The organism is Kitasatospora sp. NPDC088742 (assembly GCF_055584905.1).
In genome coordinates, this window is sequence record NZ_JBVJLD010000086.1 from 1 (window position 1) to 17,615 (window position 17,615).

General features: G+C 73.8%; 13 protein-coding genes, 3 tRNA genes and 1 pseudogene. 14 read left to right on the plus strand and 3 right to left on the minus strand.

The genetic code is table 11. The features are described 5' to 3' along the window. The 8 genes and pseudogenes from ACZ6ZR_RS37465 to ACZ6ZR_RS37500 all read left to right on the plus strand — a co-directional run. A pseudogene (locus ACZ6ZR_RS37465) lies at positions 1 to 394 on the plus strand (hypothetical protein); the annotation flags it as partial. A gap of 89 nt (positions 395 to 483) precedes the next feature. Next, the gene (aroA, locus tag ACZ6ZR_RS37470) at positions 484 to 1,695 is read left to right on the plus strand and encodes a 3-phosphoshikimate 1-carboxyvinyltransferase (RefSeq protein ID WP_465650349.1); all 1,212 of its coding nucleotides are present in this window, start codon (positions 484 to 486) and stop codon (positions 1,693 to 1,695) included. 52 nt (positions 1,696 to 1,747) lie between these two features. Then, a complete protein-coding gene (locus ACZ6ZR_RS37475) occupies positions 1,748 to 2,977 on the plus strand; it encodes a 3-hydroxybenzoate 6-monooxygenase (RefSeq protein ID WP_465650323.1) in 1,230 nt (409 codons plus the stop codon). A 2-nt stretch (positions 2,978 to 2,979) separates the two neighbouring features. Beyond that, on the plus strand, positions 2,980 to 4,164 hold the full coding sequence (aroC, locus tag ACZ6ZR_RS37480; protein ID WP_465650351.1) for a chorismate synthase: 1,185 nt from the start codon (positions 2,980 to 2,982) through the stop codon (positions 4,162 to 4,164). A 123-nt stretch (positions 4,165 to 4,287) separates the two neighbouring features. After that, the gene (locus ACZ6ZR_RS37485; protein ID WP_465650325.1) at positions 4,288 to 5,367 is read left to right on the plus strand and encodes a CE1758 family FMN-dependent luciferase-like monooxygenase; all 1,080 of its coding nucleotides are present in this window, start codon (positions 4,288 to 4,290) and stop codon (positions 5,365 to 5,367) included. Next, positions 5,364 to 5,981, plus strand: a complete 618-nt coding sequence (locus ACZ6ZR_RS37490) for an FMN reductase (protein ID WP_465650327.1) — start codon at positions 5,364 to 5,366, stop codon at positions 5,979 to 5,981. The genes ACZ6ZR_RS37485 and ACZ6ZR_RS37490 overlap by 4 nt, the downstream gene beginning before the upstream one ends. A 23-nt stretch (positions 5,982 to 6,004) precedes the next feature. Beyond that, positions 6,005 to 6,955: a glutathione S-transferase family protein gene (locus ACZ6ZR_RS37495; RefSeq protein WP_465650329.1), complete on the plus strand. Its 951-nt coding sequence runs from the start codon at positions 6,005 to 6,007 to the stop codon at positions 6,953 to 6,955. 381 nt (positions 6,956 to 7,336) lie between these two features. Further along, entirely contained in the window at positions 7,337 to 7,666 is a 330-nt protein-coding gene (locus ACZ6ZR_RS37500; RefSeq protein ID WP_465650331.1) for a hypothetical protein, read from the plus strand. A gap of 160 nt (positions 7,667 to 7,826) precedes the next feature. Here the strand turns inward: ACZ6ZR_RS37500 and ACZ6ZR_RS37505 are convergent, their stop codons facing one another. Beyond that, positions 7,827 to 8,774, minus strand: a complete 948-nt coding sequence (locus ACZ6ZR_RS37505) for an EamA family transporter (protein ID WP_465650333.1) — start codon at positions 8,772 to 8,774, stop codon at positions 7,827 to 7,829. A 121-nt stretch (positions 8,775 to 8,895) separates the two neighbouring features. On the opposite strand from ACZ6ZR_RS37505, the gene ACZ6ZR_RS37510 reads away from it, so the two are divergent. Together ACZ6ZR_RS37510 and ACZ6ZR_RS37515 are read left to right on the plus strand one after the other, a co-directional pair. Next, positions 8,896 to 9,879, plus strand: a complete 984-nt coding sequence (locus ACZ6ZR_RS37510) for a DUF1906 domain-containing protein (RefSeq protein ID WP_465650335.1) — start codon at positions 8,896 to 8,898, stop codon at positions 9,877 to 9,879. A gap of 142 nt (positions 9,880 to 10,021) precedes the next feature. Beyond that, positions 10,022 to 11,680, plus strand: a complete 1,659-nt coding sequence (locus ACZ6ZR_RS37515) for a long-chain fatty acid--CoA ligase (protein ID WP_465650337.1) — start codon at positions 10,022 to 10,024, stop codon at positions 11,678 to 11,680. 72 nt (positions 11,681 to 11,752) lie between these two features. Here the strand turns inward: ACZ6ZR_RS37515 and ACZ6ZR_RS37520 are convergent, their stop codons facing one another. Next, positions 11,753 to 14,950 (minus strand): hybrid sensor histidine kinase/response regulator, encoded by a 3,198-nt coding sequence (locus tag ACZ6ZR_RS37520; RefSeq protein WP_465650339.1) that lies wholly within the window; start codon positions 14,948 to 14,950, stop codon positions 11,753 to 11,755. Between the two features lie 202 nt (positions 14,951 to 15,152). Between ACZ6ZR_RS37520 and ACZ6ZR_RS37525 the strand changes: the two genes are divergently transcribed. The 3 genes from ACZ6ZR_RS37525 to ACZ6ZR_RS37535 all read left to right on the plus strand — a co-directional run bounded on the left by ACZ6ZR_RS37525 (position 15,153) and on the right by ACZ6ZR_RS37535 (position 15,555). Continuing rightward, a tRNA-Ser gene (locus ACZ6ZR_RS37525) sits at positions 15,153 to 15,243 on the plus strand. Between the two features lie 124 nt (positions 15,244 to 15,367). Continuing rightward, a tRNA-Arg gene (locus ACZ6ZR_RS37530) sits at positions 15,368 to 15,443 on the plus strand. Positions 15,444 to 15,482: 39 nt separating this feature from the next. Then, positions 15,483 to 15,555 (plus strand) — tRNA-Arg (locus ACZ6ZR_RS37535). Positions 15,556 to 15,651: 96 nt separating this feature from the next. Here ACZ6ZR_RS37535 and ACZ6ZR_RS37540 read toward each other — a convergent pair. Further along, entirely contained in the window at positions 15,652 to 16,812 is a 1,161-nt protein-coding gene (locus ACZ6ZR_RS37540) for a globin domain-containing protein (RefSeq protein WP_465650341.1), read from the minus strand. Between the two features lie 440 nt (positions 16,813 to 17,252). Here ACZ6ZR_RS37540 and ACZ6ZR_RS37545 point away from each other — a divergent pair. Continuing rightward, positions 17,253 to 17,615, plus strand: a 363-nt coding sequence (locus ACZ6ZR_RS37545) for a hypothetical protein (protein ID WP_465650343.1), incomplete at its 3' end; no start/stop codon positions are given.

Genomic DNA, 17,615 nt, shown 5'->3' on the forward strand with positions numbered 1-17,615 from the left:
GGTGCGGGGCGGCCCCGGGCCGCAGGACACCCGGTACGTCGACGAGCTGGTCGCGCCCAACTCGGTGACCGCGGTCACCGAGGCGACCCTGGCCGCCGTCCGGGACCACGGCCGGCCGGCTCCGGCCGCCCGGTTCGCCGACGGGTACGCCGACGCCGAGCGGGTGCTGGGCTACCTGGAGTGGTTCGGCCTGGACCTGGCCGAGCTGCTCACCGAACTGGAGCGGGAGGCCCTGGCCGGCCTGCGCCGGACCCGGACCGAACTCCTGGAGTCGGTACTGGCACGGCTCACCGAGGCCAGGGCCTCCCAGGCCGGTCCCGCCGCGGACGGGACCGGTCCTGACGGGGCGTCGGACGGCACCCTCGGCCCCCGGGCCGCGGAGGCACGACGGTGACCCCGCCCACCCTCACCGCCGCCGCCCCGGCGCGGACCGCCACCGCGCGGACCGCCACCGCGCGGACCGCCACCGCGCGGACCGCCCGGGTGCCCGGCTCCAAGAGCATCACCAACCGGGCGCTGCTGCTGGCGGCGGTGGCCACCGGCACCAGCCGGCTCACCGCCCCCTCCTCGGGCGCCGACACCCTGGCCTTCCGGGCCGCGCTGGCCGGGCTCGGGGTCGGGGTGGAGCAGGACGGCGCGGACTGGCTGGTGCACGGCCTCGGCCGGGCCCCGGTCGGACCGGCGCTGCTCCGCTGCGGCGACGCGGGCACCGCGGCCCGCTTCCTGCCGGTGCTCGCCGCGGCGGGCCGCGGCGAGTTCCGCTTCGAGGGCTCGGCGCAGCTGACGGCCCGTCCGCTGCGGCCGCTGGTCTCGGCGCTGACCGCGCTCGGCGCCCGGGTCGAACCGGGCCCGGGCGGCGGGCTGCCGCTGCGGATCGAGGCCTCCGGGCTGAGCGGCGGCGACCTGCGGCTGGACTCGGCGATCAGCAGCCAGTACCTGACCGGGCTGCTGCTCTCCGCCCCGCTGATGCGGGCGCCGCTGACCGTCTCGGTGCCGAGGCTGGTCAGCCGCCCGTACGTGGAGACCACCATGGCGCTGATGCGCCGCTTCGGGGCCGCGGTGAGCGCGGGCCCGGACTGCACCGTCCGCGCCGGGACCGGGGGTTACACCGCGACCGGGCTGCGGATCGAGCCGGACGCCACCGGCGCCGCGTACCTGTTCGCGGCCGCCGCGGCGACCGGCGGCTCGGTCACCGTCGAGGGCCTGGGCTTCGACAGCCCGCAGGGCGACCTGTGGTTCGTCGAGGTGCTGGCCCGGGCCGGGGCCGAGGTCTCGGTCACCGAGCGGGCCACCACGGTGACCGGCACCGGCCGGCTCGCCGGAGGCTTCGAGGTCGACCTGCGCGACCTCGCCGACACCTTCCCGGCGCTGGCCGTGATCGCCCCGCTGGCCGACGGACCGGTGACCGTCACCGGGATCGGCCACGCCCGGCTCAAGGACTGCGACCGGATCGCCGTCGTCGCGGAGAACCTCCGCGCGGGCGGCGTCCGGGTCGAGGAGGGCGCCGACTGGATCACCGTCCACCCCGGCACCTTCCGCCCCACCGCCGTCGCCACCCACCGGGACCACCGGATCGCGATGGCCTTCGCGGTGCTCGCCCTGCGGGCACCCGGAACCACCCTGGACCACCCGTCCTGCGTGGACCGTACCTTCCCCGGCTTCCACCGGGAGCTCTCCCGGCTGTTCGGTCCCTGACCGGGATCCGACGGACCATCATCCCGACCAACCCGAAAGGCAGAACAGCCAGATGGCGAAGATCCTGATAGCCGGCGGAGGCATCGGCGGTCTGGCGACCGCGCTGAGCGTCTCCCGCCAGGGCCACCAGGTGGTGGTGCTGGAGGCCCGTGACACCTTCACCGAACTCGGCGCCGGCATCCAGCTCGGCCCGAACGCCTTCCACGCGCTGGACGCGCTGGGCGTCGGCGACGAGGTCCGGGCCCGGGCCGTGCACATCGACGAACTGCGGTTCATGGACGGCACCACCTCCGAGCTGGTGGCCACCATGCCGCTGACCGGCACCTACCGGGAGCGCTTCGGCAACCCGTACGCGGTGGTGCACCGCATCGACATCTACGCACCGCTGCTGGACGCGGCCCGCGCCTCCGAGGCGATCGAGCTGCGGACCGACTCCCAGCTGCTGAGCTACCGTCAGGACGCCGACGGCGTCACCGCGGTGCTGGCCTCCGGCGAGGAGGTGCACGGCGAGGCGCTGATCGGCGCCGACGGCATCAACTCCTTCGTCCGCAAGCAGCTGGTCGGCGACGGCTTCCCGAAGGTCTCCGGGCACACCATCTACCGCTCCGTCATCCCGATGGAGAAGGTGCCCGAGGAGCTGCGCTGGAACACCGTGACCCTCTGGGCCGGCCCCAAGTGGCACTTCGTCCACTACCCGATCGGCGGCGGCAAGTACTTCAACCTGGCCGCCACCCGGGACGACAACGCCCAGGAGGCGGTGATCGGCGCCCCGGCCGAGAAGGACTTCGTGCTCAACGAGTTCCCCGACCTGGGCGAGATCCCGCGCCGGCTGCTGGAGCTCGGCGAGGACTGGAAGGCCTGGGTGCTCTGCGACCGGGACCCGATCGAGACCTGGACCGACGGCCGGGTGGTGCTGATCGGCGACGCCGCGCACCCGATGCTGCAGTACGCCGCCCAGGGCGCCTGCCAGGCGGTCGAGGACGCGGTGGTGCTCGGCCGGCTGATCGGCACCGAGGCCTGCGAGTTCCCGCAGCGCTTCGAGAAGTTCAACGGCGAGCGGCGCGAGCGCACCGCCGCCACCCAGCTGGTCGCCCGCGAGATGGGCAAGCAGCTCTACCACCCGGTCGGCGAGGCCGCCAAGGCCCGCAACGCGATGCTCGCCTCGCTCACGCCGGAGCAGCTGCACGACAAGGTGGAGTGGCTGCACGGCACCCGGGTCGGCGCCGACATCGTCGTCGAGCCTCCGGTGATCGGCCGTCAGGCCGTCGACGAGGGCCGGTGACCGTGGGCGGGCTGCGCTGGCTGACCGCGGGCGAATCGCACGGTCCGGCCCTGCTGGCCACCCTGGAGGGCCTGCCCGCCGGGGTGCCGGTGACCACCGGGGCGGTGACGGACGAGCTGGCCCGTCGCCGGCTCGGCCACGGCCGGGGCGCCCGGATGAAGTTCGAGCGGGACGAGGTCAGCCTGCTCGGCGGGGTCCGGCACGGCGAGTCCATGGGCAGCCCGGTGGCCGTCCTGGTGGGCAACACCGAGTGGCCCAAGTGGGACCAGGTGATGGCCGCCGACCCGGTGGACCCGGAGATCCTGGCCGGGCTGGGCAGGAACGAGCCGCTGACCCGGCCCCGCCCGGGCCACGCCGATCTGGCGGGCATGCAGAAGTACGGCTTCGACGAGGCGCGGCCGGTGCTGGAGCGGGCCTCGGCGCGGGAGACCGCGGCCCGGGTGGCGCTCGGCGCGGTGGCCAAGTCCTTCCTGCGGGCGGCCGCCGGGATCGAGATCGTCTCCCACGTGGTCGGCCTCGGCCGGGCCGGCGCCCCGTCCTGGCTGACCCCCAAACCGGAGGACCAGCCGTACCTGGACGCCGATCCGGTCCGCTGCCTGGACCCGGAGAGCTCGGCCCGGATGGTGGACGAGATCGACCGGGCGCACAAGGACGGCGACACCCTCGGGGGCGTGGTCGAGGTGCTGGCCTACGGCCTGCCGGTCGGCCTCGGTTCGCACGTGCACTGGGACCGCCGCCTCGACGCCCGGCTGGCCGCCGCGCTGATGGGCATTCAGGCGATCAAGGGGGTGGAGGTCGGCGACGGCTTCGACCTGGCCCGGCTGCCCGGTTCGCAGGCGCACGACGAGATCGTGCCCACCCCGGCCGGCATCCGCCGGGCCTCGGCCCGGGCCGGCGGGGTGGAGGGCGGCATCTCCACCGGCGAGACGCTGCGGGTGCGGGCGGCGATGAAGCCGATCGCCACCGTGCCGCACGCGCTGCGCACGGTGGACGTCCGCACCGGCGAGTTCACCCCGGCCCACCACCAGCGCTCGGACGTCTGCGCCGTCCCGGCGGCGGGCATCGTGGCCGAGGCGATGACCGCCCTGGTGCTGGCCGACACGGTGCTGGAGAAGTTCGGCGGCGACAACGTCACCGAGACCGCCCGCAACCTGGCCGGCTACCTGGACGCGCTGACCATCCGCTGAGAACGGGCCGGGCCCGGAGACCACCCTCTCCGTGCCGGGCCCGTGCGGCAGTTGACGAAGTATCGGGCCGCGCTTTCCCGCACGTTCCCGCGAGCACCCACGATTGTCGGTATGGAGAGAGACATGCAGTTCGGTCTGTTCACCGTCGGCGACCTGACCGCCGATCCGCACACCGGGCACCCGCCGACCGAGCAGGAGCGGATCAGGGCCACGGTCGCCATCGCCCGCAAGGTCGAAGAGGTCGGCCTGGACGTCTTCGCCACCGGCGAGCACCACAACCCGCCGTTCGTCACCTCCTCGCCGACCACGCTGCTGGCCTACATCGCCGCGCGGACCGAGCGGATCATCCTCTCCACCTCCACCACGTTGATCACCACCAACGACCCGGTGAAGATCGCCGAGGACTTCGCGGTCCTCCAGCACCTGTCCGAGGGCCGGGTGGACCTGATGATGGGCCGCGGCAACACCGGCCCGGTCTACCCGTGGTTCGGCAAGGACATCCGCCAGGGCATCCCGCTGGCGATCGAGAACTACGCACTGCTGCACAAGCTCTGGCGCGAGGAGGTGGTCGACTGGAAGGGCCGCTTCCGCACCCCGCTGCAGGGCTTCACCGCGGTGCCCCGCCCGCTGGACGGCGTGCCGCCGTTCGTCTGGCACGGTTCGATCCGCAGCCCCGAGATCGCCGAGCAGGCCGCGTACTACGGCGACGGCTTCTTCGCCAACCACATCTTCTGGCCCACCGACCACTTCCGGAAGCTGATCGAGCTCTACCGGACCAGGTACGCGCACTACGGCCACGGCCGCCCCGAGCAGGCCTACGTCGGCCTCGGCGGCCAGGTCTTCATCGGGAAGAACTCCCAGGACGCGATCCGGAGTTACCGCCCGTACTTCAACAACAGCGGCGTCTACCGGGGCGGGGTGCTGGAGGACTACCTGGAGGCCACCCCGCTCACCGTGGGCAGCCCGCAGCAGGTGATCGAGAAGACCCTGACCTTCCGCGAGCACTTCGGCGACTACCAGCGCCAGCTGTTCCTGCTGGACGGCGGCGGGGCCCCGCTGAAGGTCGTGCTGGAGCAGCTGGACCTGCTCGGCGAGCACGTCCTCCCGGTGCTGCGCAAGGAGTTCGCGGTCGGCCGCCCGGTGGACGTCCCGGCCGGGCCGACCCACGAGGCCCGGGCAGCGGCCGGGCGGGCCGGGAAGTGAAGCGCCTGGTGGTCGTCTCGGCCGGCCTGAGCGACCCGTCCTCCACCCGGCTGCTGGCCGACCGGCTGGCCGAGGCCACCGCCCGGCTGACGCCCGTTCAGATCCGGGTGGTGGAGCTGCGCGAGCTGGCCGTGGACGTGGCCAAGCACCTGGTCAGCGGCTTCCCCTCGCCCGCGCTGCGGGAGGTGCTGGAGGCGGTCGCGGCGGCGGACGGGCTGATAGCCGTCACGCCGGTGTTCACCGCCTCGTACAGCGGCCTGTTCAAGTCCTTCTTCGACGTGCTGGAGAACACCGCGCTGACCGGCACCCCGGTGCTGCTCGGCGCCACCGGCGGCTCCACCCGGCACTCGCTGGCGCTGGAGCACGCGCTGCGCCCGATGTTCGTCTACCTGCGCGCCGTGGTGCTGCCGACGGCGGTGTACGCCGCCTCCTCGGACTGGGGCGCGGGGGTCGAGAGCGGCACCGAGGAGCTGGCCGGCCGGATCGACCGGGCCGGGGCCGAACTGGCCGCCGCGCTGGGCGCGTCCACCGCGCGGCCGTCATCCGGCACGGCATCCGACGAGGATGAACTCGTGCCGTTCGCACAGCAGTTGGCCGCACTGGGCCTGGACTGACCGCACACCTGGAGGGGACTGGCATGAGTACCGAACAGAGCGAGGCCAAGGAGCACGTCCGGGCTCCGCAGCACTTCACCACCCGGCTCACCGCGGACGGCGGGGACGGCGGGGACAGCGTCAAGGCCGAGGCCGACCGGTACCGGCTGGTGGTCAGCCGGGCCTGCCCGTGGGCCCACCGGGTCATCATCACCCGGCAGTTGCTCGGCCTGGAGGACGTCATCTCGCTGGCCGTCACCGACCCGGTGCAGGAGATGATCGAGGGTGAGTACCACTGGGTGTTCACCGAGGAGAACGGCAACGCCGGCGGCGTCGACGAGGTGCTGGGCATCCACGCGCTGCGGGAGGCCTACCTCGCCGCCGAGCCGGACTACACCGGCGGCGTGAGCGTGCCGGGCCTGGTGGACACCCGGACCGGCTTCCTGGTGAACAACGACTTCGCCAACCTCACCATCGACCTGGGCACGGAGTGGAAGCAGTGGCAGCGCGAGGGCGCTCCCGACCTCTACCCCGAGCACCTGCGGGCCGAGATCGACGCGATCAACGAGATCGTCTACGAGGAGGTCAACACCCAGGTGTACCGGGCGGGTTTCTCGCCCAACCAGGCCTTCTACGACCAGGCCGTGAGGGTGCTCTTCGCCCGGCTGGACGCGCTGGAGGAGCGGCTGCGCGAGCGGCGCTACCTGGTCGGCGACGCCATCACCGAGGCGGACATCCGGCTCTGGACCACGCTGGTGCGCTTCGACGCGGTCTACCACGGCCACTTCAAGTGCAACGTCCGGAAGTTGACCGAGTACCCCGCGCTCTGGGGCTACGCCCGGGACCTGTTCCAGACGCCCGGCTTCGGCGAGACGGTGGACTTCGAGCACATCCGCCGGCACTACTACGCGACCCACGACAACATCAACCCGACCCGGATCGTGGCGGTCGGCCCGGACCCGGAGCTCTGGCTCACCCCGCACGGCCGTAGCTGAACCACCGCCGGGCGGCGGTCATTTGAATCACTGTCGTATGCGCGGCGGCGCCTTTCGCGAAATGCGCGCCGTGGTGGTGAAGTCCCGGTCCCCGCGTGTCGGTTCGCGCGGGGACCGCCTGTCTCCCGAGCCGCCGCCGTTCGGGGGAAGGTGCTGGTGAAGGCCGGTGTGCCTGCCTACGAACCGGCTGTCCACGGACTATGCGACGGGGCCGCAAGATCACGCTAATGGGCGAAAACCCCTCCAGGTACTGGCACTTTGTCGATTTGTTAAGGAAACCTGTTCCTCGGCGTCGCAGCCCGCAGGAGTTCGTCTGGCCGCGAACTCCCGCACGCAGTACCCGAAGTGCAGTTATCTGTGTGGTTATCTGGAGGCTTCACCATGGTTCGCTCTCGCACCGCCCGACTGGTCGGCCTGCTGGCCGCCGCCCCGTTCGCCGCCGGCCTGCTGCTCGCCTGCGCCGGCACCGCGTCGGCCGACAACGGCGCCCTGGCCGGGAACGGCTCCAACAGCAGCGTGGTGTCCAACGTCGGCAGCGGGAACATCTTCGGAACCGTGAACGGCAACTACAACTCGACCCAGCAGGTGGCCACCGGCTCCGGCGCGTCGAACCAGAACAACAACCTGCAGGCCAAGGACAACACCGGCTTCATCTTCAGCGACCAGGGGAACCGGGACTTCAACTTCGTCTTCGCGCCGGTCTTCCACTGACCGGCCCCGGGCCAGGGGTGAGCTGAGCACCCCGGCGCCCGGACCTCCCTGGGGTGGGAAGGGTCACTCGCTCCGGAGAAGAACGCACCGTGGGCGGTGCCGCGTCGAGCGGCACCGCCCACGGGCGCGTTCTGCGGCGGAGCCGTTGCGCGGCGGGGCCTCAGTGACGGCTGCTCAGGGAGGCCCCCAGGCTCGCGGCCACCACGCAGGCGATGCCCGCCAGTTGGACCGCACCGAGCAGCTGGCCGAGGACCAGCAGGCCCATCAGCGCGCTGACCGCCGGCTCCAGGCTCACCAGCACGCTGAACACCCGCTGCGGCATCCGCCGTAGCGCCGTCATCTCCAGCGCGTACGGGATCACCGGCAGCAGCAGCGCCACCCCCGCCGAGGCGAGCAGCAGCAGCCAGGGGGACCCGGCCGAGGAGAGCCCCGACCAGGCCCCGCCCAGTCCGACCGGGGCCAGCAGCACCGCGCCGACCGCCATCGAGACCGCCAGCCCCTGGAAGCCCTGGAAGGTGGCACCGACCTTGTCGGTCAGCAGGATGTACCCCGCGTAGCAGGCGGCCGCGCCGAAGGCGCAGAGCAGGCCCACCGGGTCGAGCCCGCCGCCGTGCCCGTCCGCTCCGCCGCCGCCCTCGCCGAGCAGGGTGAGCAGCGCGACCCCGCCGCCGGCCAGCAGCGCCCACAGCAGGTGCGGCAGCCGCCGGGAGAAGGCCAGCGCCACCGCGAGCGGGCCGAGGAACTCGATGGTGGCCGCGGTGCCCATCGGCAGGCGGTCCACCGCCCCGGCGAAGAGCAGCGTCATCCCGGCCGAGGCCGCGCCCAGCAGGGCGGTGGCCCCCAGGTCGCGGGCGCTGCGGCCGCGCAGCCTCGGGCGGGTCAGCGCGAGCAGCAGCACCGCCGCGAAGCCGATCCGCAGGAAGGTGGCGCCGCCCACGCCGAGCTGCCCGAACAGCGGCTTGGAGAGCGCGATGCCCAGCTGCACGGTGAACATCGCGACCACGCAGAGCAGGGGAGCGGGGACACGGGCGGTACGGCCCCCGTACGGGGGAGCGGTGCTGGTGGCAGGGGTGGTCGCCGCAGGGGCGGCGAGGTCGGCGGTGGACATCCAAGGAGTGTGACGTAAGGAGCGCAGGCCGGGCAAACCCATGACAGGCCGGGTGCGAACGGGTGAACTTCCGGCTCCGAGGACGGTTCCGGCTGACGGTTGGTCAGGTATCACGGATGTGATGCGCTACCTGGGCCCGGCCGCCCTCACCGCCTCCTCGCTCGTGCTGCTGCTCGCCGCCGAGGGGATGCCCGACACCTCCGGCGCCGCCGTCGCGACCTCCGCCGTCGTGGCCGAGGCCGTGCCCGCCGCCGCGCCCGCGGCCCTGCCGGTCGCCGCCGTGCTCCCGGCGGCCGCGAAGCCCGAGCCCGCCCCGGCGGCCCCCTCCCCGCGGCCCGTGGTGATCCGCGGCACCCGGCTCGCGGAGAGCCGCGCCCGGCGTTCCCCGGCCCCCGCCAAGGTCTTCACCGGCAGCGGCTTCGACGCCTGCACCGCGCCGCCGCTGGAGACCATGCGGGCGTGGAAGCGGGACTCCCCGTACGGCGCGGTGGGCATCTACGTCAGCGGGAGCCAGCGCGGCTGCTCCCAGCCCCGGCTCACCGCCGACTGGGTGCGCGAAGTCCGGGCGATGGGCTGGGAGCTGATCCCCACTCACGTCGGCCTCCAGGCCCCCTGCGCCACCCTCGGGGGCAAGCCCCGCCGGATCGACCCGGCCGCCGCCGTCCGCCAGGGCAAGGAGGAGGCCGCCGAGGCGGCCGCCGCGCTGCGCGCCCTCGGGCTCGGCCCGGGCAGCCCGGTCTACCTGGACATCGAGTCCTACCCGCGCGGCGACCAGCGCTGCGCCCAGGGCGTGGTGGACTTCACCCTCTCCTGGACCAGGGCCCTGCACGCCGCCGGCTACCGCTCCGGCTTCTACTCCAGCACCGACTCCGGCATCGCCGACCTGGCCGCCGCCGCCCGGGCCGGGGCCTCCCCGCTGCCGGACGCCGTCTGGTACGCCCGCTGGGACGACAAGGCCGACACCACCTCGACCACCGCGATCGACCCGGGCCAGTGGTCCCGGCACGCCCGGATCCACCAGTACCGGGGCAACACCACCGAGACCCACGGCGGCGCCACCCTCTCCATCGACCACAACAGCCTGGACGCCCCGGTCGCCGCCTGACGCCACGTCGAGCGGCGGGCGTGACCTTCGTCGCTGACGGTCCTTTCCCTTGACGACAGAATCTCGGCCGAGCAGCATCTCACTACCCGCCAGTAGTCACTGGCACGGTTGCTCGTCCCCGCCCCGGTCAAGGAGGACCCGCGTGTTCAGCACCATGCAGGACGTACCGCTCACCGTCGCCAGGATCCTGACGCACGGATCGACCCTGCACGCCGCCTCCACCGTCTCCACCTGGGACGGCACCGGCCCGGTGGTCCGCACCTTCGGCGAGGTGGGCACCCGGGCCGGGCAGCTCGCGCACGCGCTGCGGGACGAGCTCGGGGCGGGCGAGGAGTCCGTCATCGGCACCCTGATGTGGAACAACGCCGAGCACCTGGAGGCGTACCTCGCCATCCCCTCGATGGGCGCGGTGCTGCACACCCTCAACCTCCGGCTGCCCCCGCAGCAGCTGGCGTACATCATCAACCACGCCGCCGACCACGCGATCCTGGTCGACGGCAGCGTGCTCCCGCTGCTCGCCGGGGTGCTGCCACAGCTCAACCCGACGCTCCGTCACATCGTGGTCAACGGCCCCTGCGACCGCTCGCTGCTGGACGGCTTCGCCGGCCGGGTGCACGACTACGAGGCGCTGATCGCCGACCGCCCGGCCGACTACCCGTGGATGACGGACATCGACGAGCGCCGGGCCGCCGCGCTCTGCTACACCTCGGGCACCACCGGGGACCCGAAGGGCGTGGCCTACAGCCACCGCTCGGTCTACCTGCACTGTCTCCAGGTGCTCTCCGCCGACAGCTTCGGCATGAGCCAGCAGGACACCGTGCTGCCGGTGGTCCCGATGTTCCACGTGAACGCCTGGGGCAAGCCCTACGCGGCCTTCATGTCCGGTGCCAGGCTGCTGATGCCGGACCGCTTCCTCCAGCCCAAGCCGCTGGCCGAGATGATCGACCGCTGCCGCCCGACCCTGGCCGCCGCCGTGCCGACCATCTGGAACGGCCTGCTGGACGAGCTGGACGCCGGCTCGTACGACACCTCCAGCCTGCGCACCGTGGTGATCGGCGGCTCGGCCTGTCCGCCCGCGCTGATGCGCGCCTTCCAGGAGCGGCACGGCATCCGGGTGGTGCACGCCTGGGGCATGACCGAGACCTCCCCGCTCGGCTCCTTCGGCCTGCCCCCGGCCGGGCTGACCGCGGAGGAGGAGTGGCCCTACCGGTACACCCAGGGCCGCTTCCCGGCCTCGGTGGAGGCCCGGCTGATCGGGCCCGCCGGTGAGCGGATGCCGCACGACGGCGTCTCCGCCGGGGAGTTGGAGGTGCGCGGCCCGTGGATCGCGGGGGCGTACTTCGGCGGCGCGGGCAACGAGCCGGAGCGCCCCGAGGACAAGTTCAGCCCGGACGGCTGGCTGCGCACCGGCGACGTCGGCACCATCACCCCGGACGGCTACCTGACCCTGACCGACCGGGCCAAGGACGTGATCAAGTCCGGCGGCGAGTGGATCTCCTCGGTGGAGCTGGAGAACCACCTGATGGCCCATCCGCAGGTGGCCGAGGCCGCCGTGGTCGCGGTCCCGGACGAGAAGTGGGGCGAGCGCCCGCTGGCCACCGTGGTGCTGCGCCCCGACGCCACCGCCGACCTGGCCGAGCTGCGCGCCTTCCTGGCCGGACGGGTCGCCTCCTGGCAGCTGCCCGAGCGCTGGTCGCTGGTCGAGGCGGTGCCGAAGACCTCGGTCGGCAAGTTCGACAAGAAGGTGATCCGCGCCCAGTACGCGGGCGGCGAGCTGGACGTCACCACCCTCGGCAAGTGACACGGGGTCAGCACTGATCAGAACTGAGGAGGGGCCCGGACCGCGTGCGGCGGTCCGGGCCCCTCCGGTCGTTCAGTGCTGGGCGGCGGCGGGCTCGGCCAGCGAGCCGATCCGGGCCAGCAGGTCCACGATCCGGGCCTGCACCTCGTCGGAGGTGGAGCGCTCGGCCAGGAAGAGCACCGTCTCTCCGGTGCGCAGCCGGGGCAGTGCCGCCGGGTCGAGGTCCACCGAGGTGTAGACGACCAGCGGGGTGCGGTGCAGCCGGTCGTTGGCGCGCAGCCAGTCCAGCAGGCCGAGCCGGCGGCGGCGGATCTGGAGCAGGTCCATCACCACCAGGTTGGGCTGCACGCTGCTGGCCCGGGAGACCGCGTCGTTCTCGTCGGTGGCGTGCTCCACGTGCATGCCGCGCCGCTCCAGCCCGCCGATCAGCGCGGCGGCCACGTCCGGGTCGGACTCCACCAGCAGCACCCGGGGGGCGTGGTTCTCGCTGTCCTTGGGGGCCAGGGCCCGCAGCAGCACGGCCGGTTCGGCCCCGTACGCGGCGTCCCGGGTGGCCTGGCCGAGCCCGGCGGTGACCAGCACCGGCACCCGGTTGTTGAGCGCGGCGGTGCGCAGCGACTGGAGCGCGGTGCGGGTGATCGGGCCGGTCAGCGGATCGACGAAGAGCGCGGCCGGGTAGCCGGGTGCCTCGGCGTCGACCTCCTCGCGGGAGTGGACCGTGACGGGCTGGAAGCCCCGGTCCTGGAGCGCCTGCTCGGTGGCCTGCTCGGGCTCGGGCCAGACCAGCAGGCGGCGCGGGCCGCCGTCCACGGCGGGCACCACCACGGTCGGGGACTCGTCCGGGACCTGGCCGGACTGCCCTGCGGCCAGGGCGAGTTCGGAGGTCGGCCGGGGCGGGGTGCGGGGCGCGGGGGCGGCCGGCACCAGCGCGCCGTCCTGCCGCACGCCCTCGGATGCTCCGGCCCCGGACGCTCCGGCCCCGGACACCCCGGCCTCGAGCGCGAGCCCGTCCGCCGGGGCTCCGCCGGAGGCCAGTGCGGGGAGCGCGGCGCGCTCGGCCCCGCCCGGGCCCGCGGGCTGCTGCGGGAAGGCGTTCGGGAAGGCCCCCGCGAAGCCGCCGCCCATCGGACGCGGCGGGGCCAGCTCGCCCAGGCCGGTGCCGACCGGCTCGGGCTGACCGGTCTCGCCCGCCGGCACCAGGTGGGCGGTCGGCGGGGCCGACGGGGGCTCAGGGAGGGTGGCGGGCAGGGCGGGTGACGGGCCCTCGGGGGCGGAGGTGAGCTCCAGTGCGCTCCGGGTCGGCTCCGGCCCGGAGCCGCTCTGCGCCGTCTCCTCCTGCGGCCTGTCCTGGCCCGCCTGGGCGGGCAGGGCGAGGCGCCGGCGGCGGCCGGTCGGCGGGGTGGCGGGGGGCCCGGCGACGGGCTGGGCCTCCGTCAGGGAGCGCTCCAGGCCGGGGTAGACGGGCGTGCCCGGGTCCGGCACGCCGGGCAGGGCGAGCGCCTCGCCGGAGGTCGCGGCGCCGCGGCGCCGCCGGCCGACCCGGCCGTTGCCCTCCTCGGTGGCGGCCTCGGGAGCCGACGGTGCGTCAGGGCCGGGCCCCAGCGCGATCGGGGCACGGGCCTGCGGGGCCGCGTCCGTCCCGTCCGCCGCCCCCTCCGCCTCGGCGCGGTCGGCGGCCGCCCCGGCCGGCTGCCCGGCCGCGGCCTCCTCGGCGGGCGGCACCTCGGGGAGGTCCGGCAGCATCGCCGTGTCGGTCTCCTTGGGCACGCTCGGCCTGGTCCGGTTCAGCGCGGCGGTGGCCGGGTCGAGCGGCAGCTCCACCACGTACGTCGTACCGCCCCGGGCCGGCAGGTCGTGCCGCTGGAGCACCCCGCCGTGCCGCTCGACGGTGCCCTGGGCGATCGGCAGGTGCACCGGGTTGGCCGTCCGGGCCGGCCCGCGCACCTCGATCCGGGCCACCTCGCCGCGCTGGGCGGCGGCCAGCACCACCATCGGGGCCTGGCCGGTGTCGCCGTCCAGCGAGAGCGCCACGCCGCTGACGTCCGCGACCAGATGGGCCAGCGCCCGGGCCAGCCGCTCCTTGTCCGCGACCACCTCGACCGAGGCGGCGTGCACCGAGTACCGCACCCGGCCCGCGCCGACCAGCTCGCCGGCCTGCTCGACCGCGCGCTTGACCACCTCGTCCAGCGGCACAGGCTCGCGGTCCAGCTGCTCGTGTCCGGCCTCGGCCGCCACCTCGAAGCGCTGGTGGTCCAGCACCCCTTCGATCAGCGTGCCGAAGCGGCGGCACTCGTCGGCCAGGCGCCGCAGGGTCCAGTTGGCCTCCGGCCAGAGCGAACCGGCCGGGTCCTCGGCCAGCCCGTCGATCCGGCGCCGCAGGTCCTCCAACGCCCCGCCCAGCTCGCTCTCCAGAACGGCCGTCAGGTGCTCGTTGCGGGCGACCAGGGCCAGCTCCCTGGTCCGGTCGGTGAAGGTCATCACCGCGCCGACCAGCTGGTCGCCGTCCCGGACCGGGGCGGTGGTGAGGTCCACCGTGACCGGGGTGCCGTCCTTGCGCCAGAGCACCGCGCCGCGCACCCGGTGCTTGCGCCCGGAGAGCAGGGTGTCCAGCAGTGCCGAGCCCTCCAGCGCCAGCGGGGTGCCGTCGGCCTGCGAGTGCTGCACCAGTGGGTGCAGTTCGCGGCCGCCCAGCTCGCTGGCCCGGTAGTCCAGGATGTGCGCGGCGGCCGGGTTGACCAGCACCACCCGCCCGTCGAGGTCCACCCCGAGCACGCCCTCGGCGGCGGCCCGCAGGATCATCTCGGTCTGCTTGTGCTGGCGGCGCAGCTCCGCCTCGACCCCGAGCCGGCCGCTCAGGTCGCGGACCAGCAGGAGCAGCAGCTCCCCGGCCGAGGAGCCGCCGTCCGGATAGAAGGTGTAGCCGGAGCCGCCCCGGCCCTCGCCCTCGTCGGTGAAGTCGTTGCCCGAGACCTCGACCGGGAACGTGGTCCCGTCGGTCCGCCGGGCGGTCATCCGGACCGGGCGGTCCAGGCCCTCCGCCTCGCGCGGGGCCGGGCGCATCGAACCGGGGATCCGGCTCGGGTCGAACTCCGGCAGCAGGTCGAGCACCCCGCGCCCGACCAGGGAGGTGCCGGGGGTCTGCATCGCCTGCACGGCAGCGGCGTTGGCGTCGACCACGGTGCCGTTGCTGTTCACCAGCAGCAGTGCGTCGGGCAGCGCGTCGAGTATCGCGGCGAGGCGAGCAGTGCCTCGGATCGGCCTGCTGCTCATGTCGACAGGTCTCCTCACGGCTTGCGTCACGGCGTGCGACCGGCGGCTCGCGCTCTCTCGGGAGACTGGAGTATCTCATTCTTCTTTGCACCGCGGACGACCCGCCCAGTATCGTTGGCGGCGGTTGGTGTCGGGGCCCCAGGCTGTGGCATCATCACACTCGCACGGAGTGCACCGGCCAGGCCGGTGCGGTCCCTGCGGAGGAGGCTTCGCCTAGTCCGGTCTATGGCGCCGCACTGCTAATGCGGTTTCGGGGTTATTCCTGATCGAGGGTTCAAATCCCTCAGCCTCCGCTCAACCGGGAGCCCCGGCGGTCACTGACCGTCGGGGCTCCTGTGTCGTACGCCCGGGGCAATCGATTTCGCCCCAGGTCGCAGGTCATGTAATGTTGTCCCCGCAACGCCCCGCCAGGGGCAAGCGCTCATAGCTCAACGGATAGAGCACTTGACTACGGATCAAGAGGTTGCAGGTTCGAATCCTGCTGAGCGCACCACGCACCACCGCTTCGCCGCCCGCTAGTTGGGCAGCGCAAGCGCTCATAGCTCAACGGATAGAGCACTTGACTACGGATCAAGAGGTTGCAGGTTCGAATCCTGCTGAGCGCACAGATCGAGAGGGCCCCGGGATCTCCCGGGGCCCTCTCGCCGTTCCCGGCCTCGCGGCAGTCGGGGTACTCGCGGCACTCGTGACATCCGGGGCGATCAGGGGCCGAGGAACCACTCGCCCGGAGTGAGGTGGCCGTCGGGCCGGGCGGGCGGCGGCGCCGGGTCGTGGCGGATCAGCCCGGGGTCGGCGCCCAGCGTGGTGAGCAGCCGGGTGAGGTCGCGGGCCAGTCCCGGCGGACCGCTCAGGTAGACGTCGTGGCCGGACCAGTCCGCGGTCTGCCGCAGCCCGGTGCGGAGCAGGGCGGCCGCCTCCTCGGGCCCGGCCCCGTCCTCGGGGGCCGCCAACACCACCTCCAGCCAGGCGTGTTCGGCGACCAGCTCGGTGACGGCCGCCAGGTCGTACTGGTCCTCGTCGTCCCGGGCCGCCACGAAGACGGTGGCCGGCCGGGCCGGTCCCCGGGAGAGCTGCTCCAGCAGGGCTCTGACGGTGGCCCAGCCGGTGCCGCCGGCCACCGCCAGCACCGGCCGGTCCGAGGCCGGGTCGAGCACGGTGGAGCCGAGCGGCGGGCCGAGCAGCAGCCGCTCGCCGGGCAGTACGTCGTTCACCAGCACCGGGCTGAGCAGCCCGCCGGGTATCCGGCGCACGTGCAGCTCCAGGGAGCCGTCCGGGCGCGGGGCGTTGGCGATCGAGTAGGGGCGCCAGACCTGCGGCAGCCGGGGCGAGGCGACCGTCAGGTACTGGCCGGCCGCGTACGGGTAGGGCTGGCCGGGGCGCAGGGTGAGCACCACCAGGTCGGGGGCGGCGCGCCGACGGTGCGTCACCTCGGCCTCCCACCAGGCGGGTACCGCGGCGGCGGCCTCGGCGGCCTCGATCATCGCCTGCGAGACCACCGTGTACGCCTCGGTCCAGGCCTTCTCCACCTCCTGGGTCCAGGACCGGCCGGAGAAGTGCCGCAGCGCGGCGATCAGGCTGGCCCCGACGGCGGGGTAGTGCTCGGCGGCGGCGCGGTACTTGCGGTGGTCCCGGCCGAGCGCGCGCAGGTACTCGGTGAGCCGGGCGGGCTGGTCGAGGTGGAGCACCACCTGGGCGAGCGCACGGAAGAGGCGGTCGCGCTGGGCGCTCAGGTCGGCGGGGAAGTGCCTGCGCAGACCTGGGTTGTGTGCGAACAGGTGGACGTAGAAGAACCGGACCAGCTGGTCGGCCCGGCGCTCGACGACGGCGAAGCTGGCGCGCAGCAGCGCGGGGTCGAAGGACACTGCGCTGACTCTACTCAACCGGAGATTTATTCGAACGGGAATCGGTGACGAATGGTCAAGCACCGGAGCGTAACGACCGGTTGGCGGCCAACTCCGACGGCTGGAATCGGTGCTCGGGGGGTAAGTCGGAGACTGCCGGACGAGTGCCCGCCAATCGGGTTGCAGTGGGACGTTCACCGCAGTGTCACGGTATGACGGACTCCATGTCGTGATTCCGTTTTGTCGGAACTTATGCCCGCCGTGCCGGTGGGCGGCCGACACCGAAGGAGAGCCGGATGAGCCGACAGTTCCGCCCCGCCGACGCGTCGTCAGCCGCCCGCTCGGGCCGGTGTGCCGCACCTGCGGCGGAGGGTGCCGCCCGAAGAGCCGGACGTGGAGCCGGGCACCTGGCCGGGCCGGGCGCCGGAGGGAGGTCCGGAATCGGCCGGAGAATGGCCGCGGTGCTGGCCACCGGGCTGCTGATCGGCTGGAATTCACCGCTGCTCGGCCCGGCCGCGGTGGCCCAGCAGACGCCGGACTCCTGGTCGTCCGAACGCCGCGCCGCACTGCCCTCCGGCCTCCGCGTGCAGCTGGATTTCTCCCCCCTCCCGGGAATCACGGCCAAAGGCGCCACCGGAAAGCTCGCCGCCGGCGGCGGCGGATACTCCGACGGACTGCGCGGCGGAGATCCGGCCACCGCGTTCGAACTCGGCGCCGAACGGCCCACCACGGACGGTTCCTGGCGCACCCTCGGGACCCTCCAGCTCTCCTTCTCCGGGCCGGTCCGCAATCCCCGGCTGCACCTCAGCGGCCTCTCCGCGCTG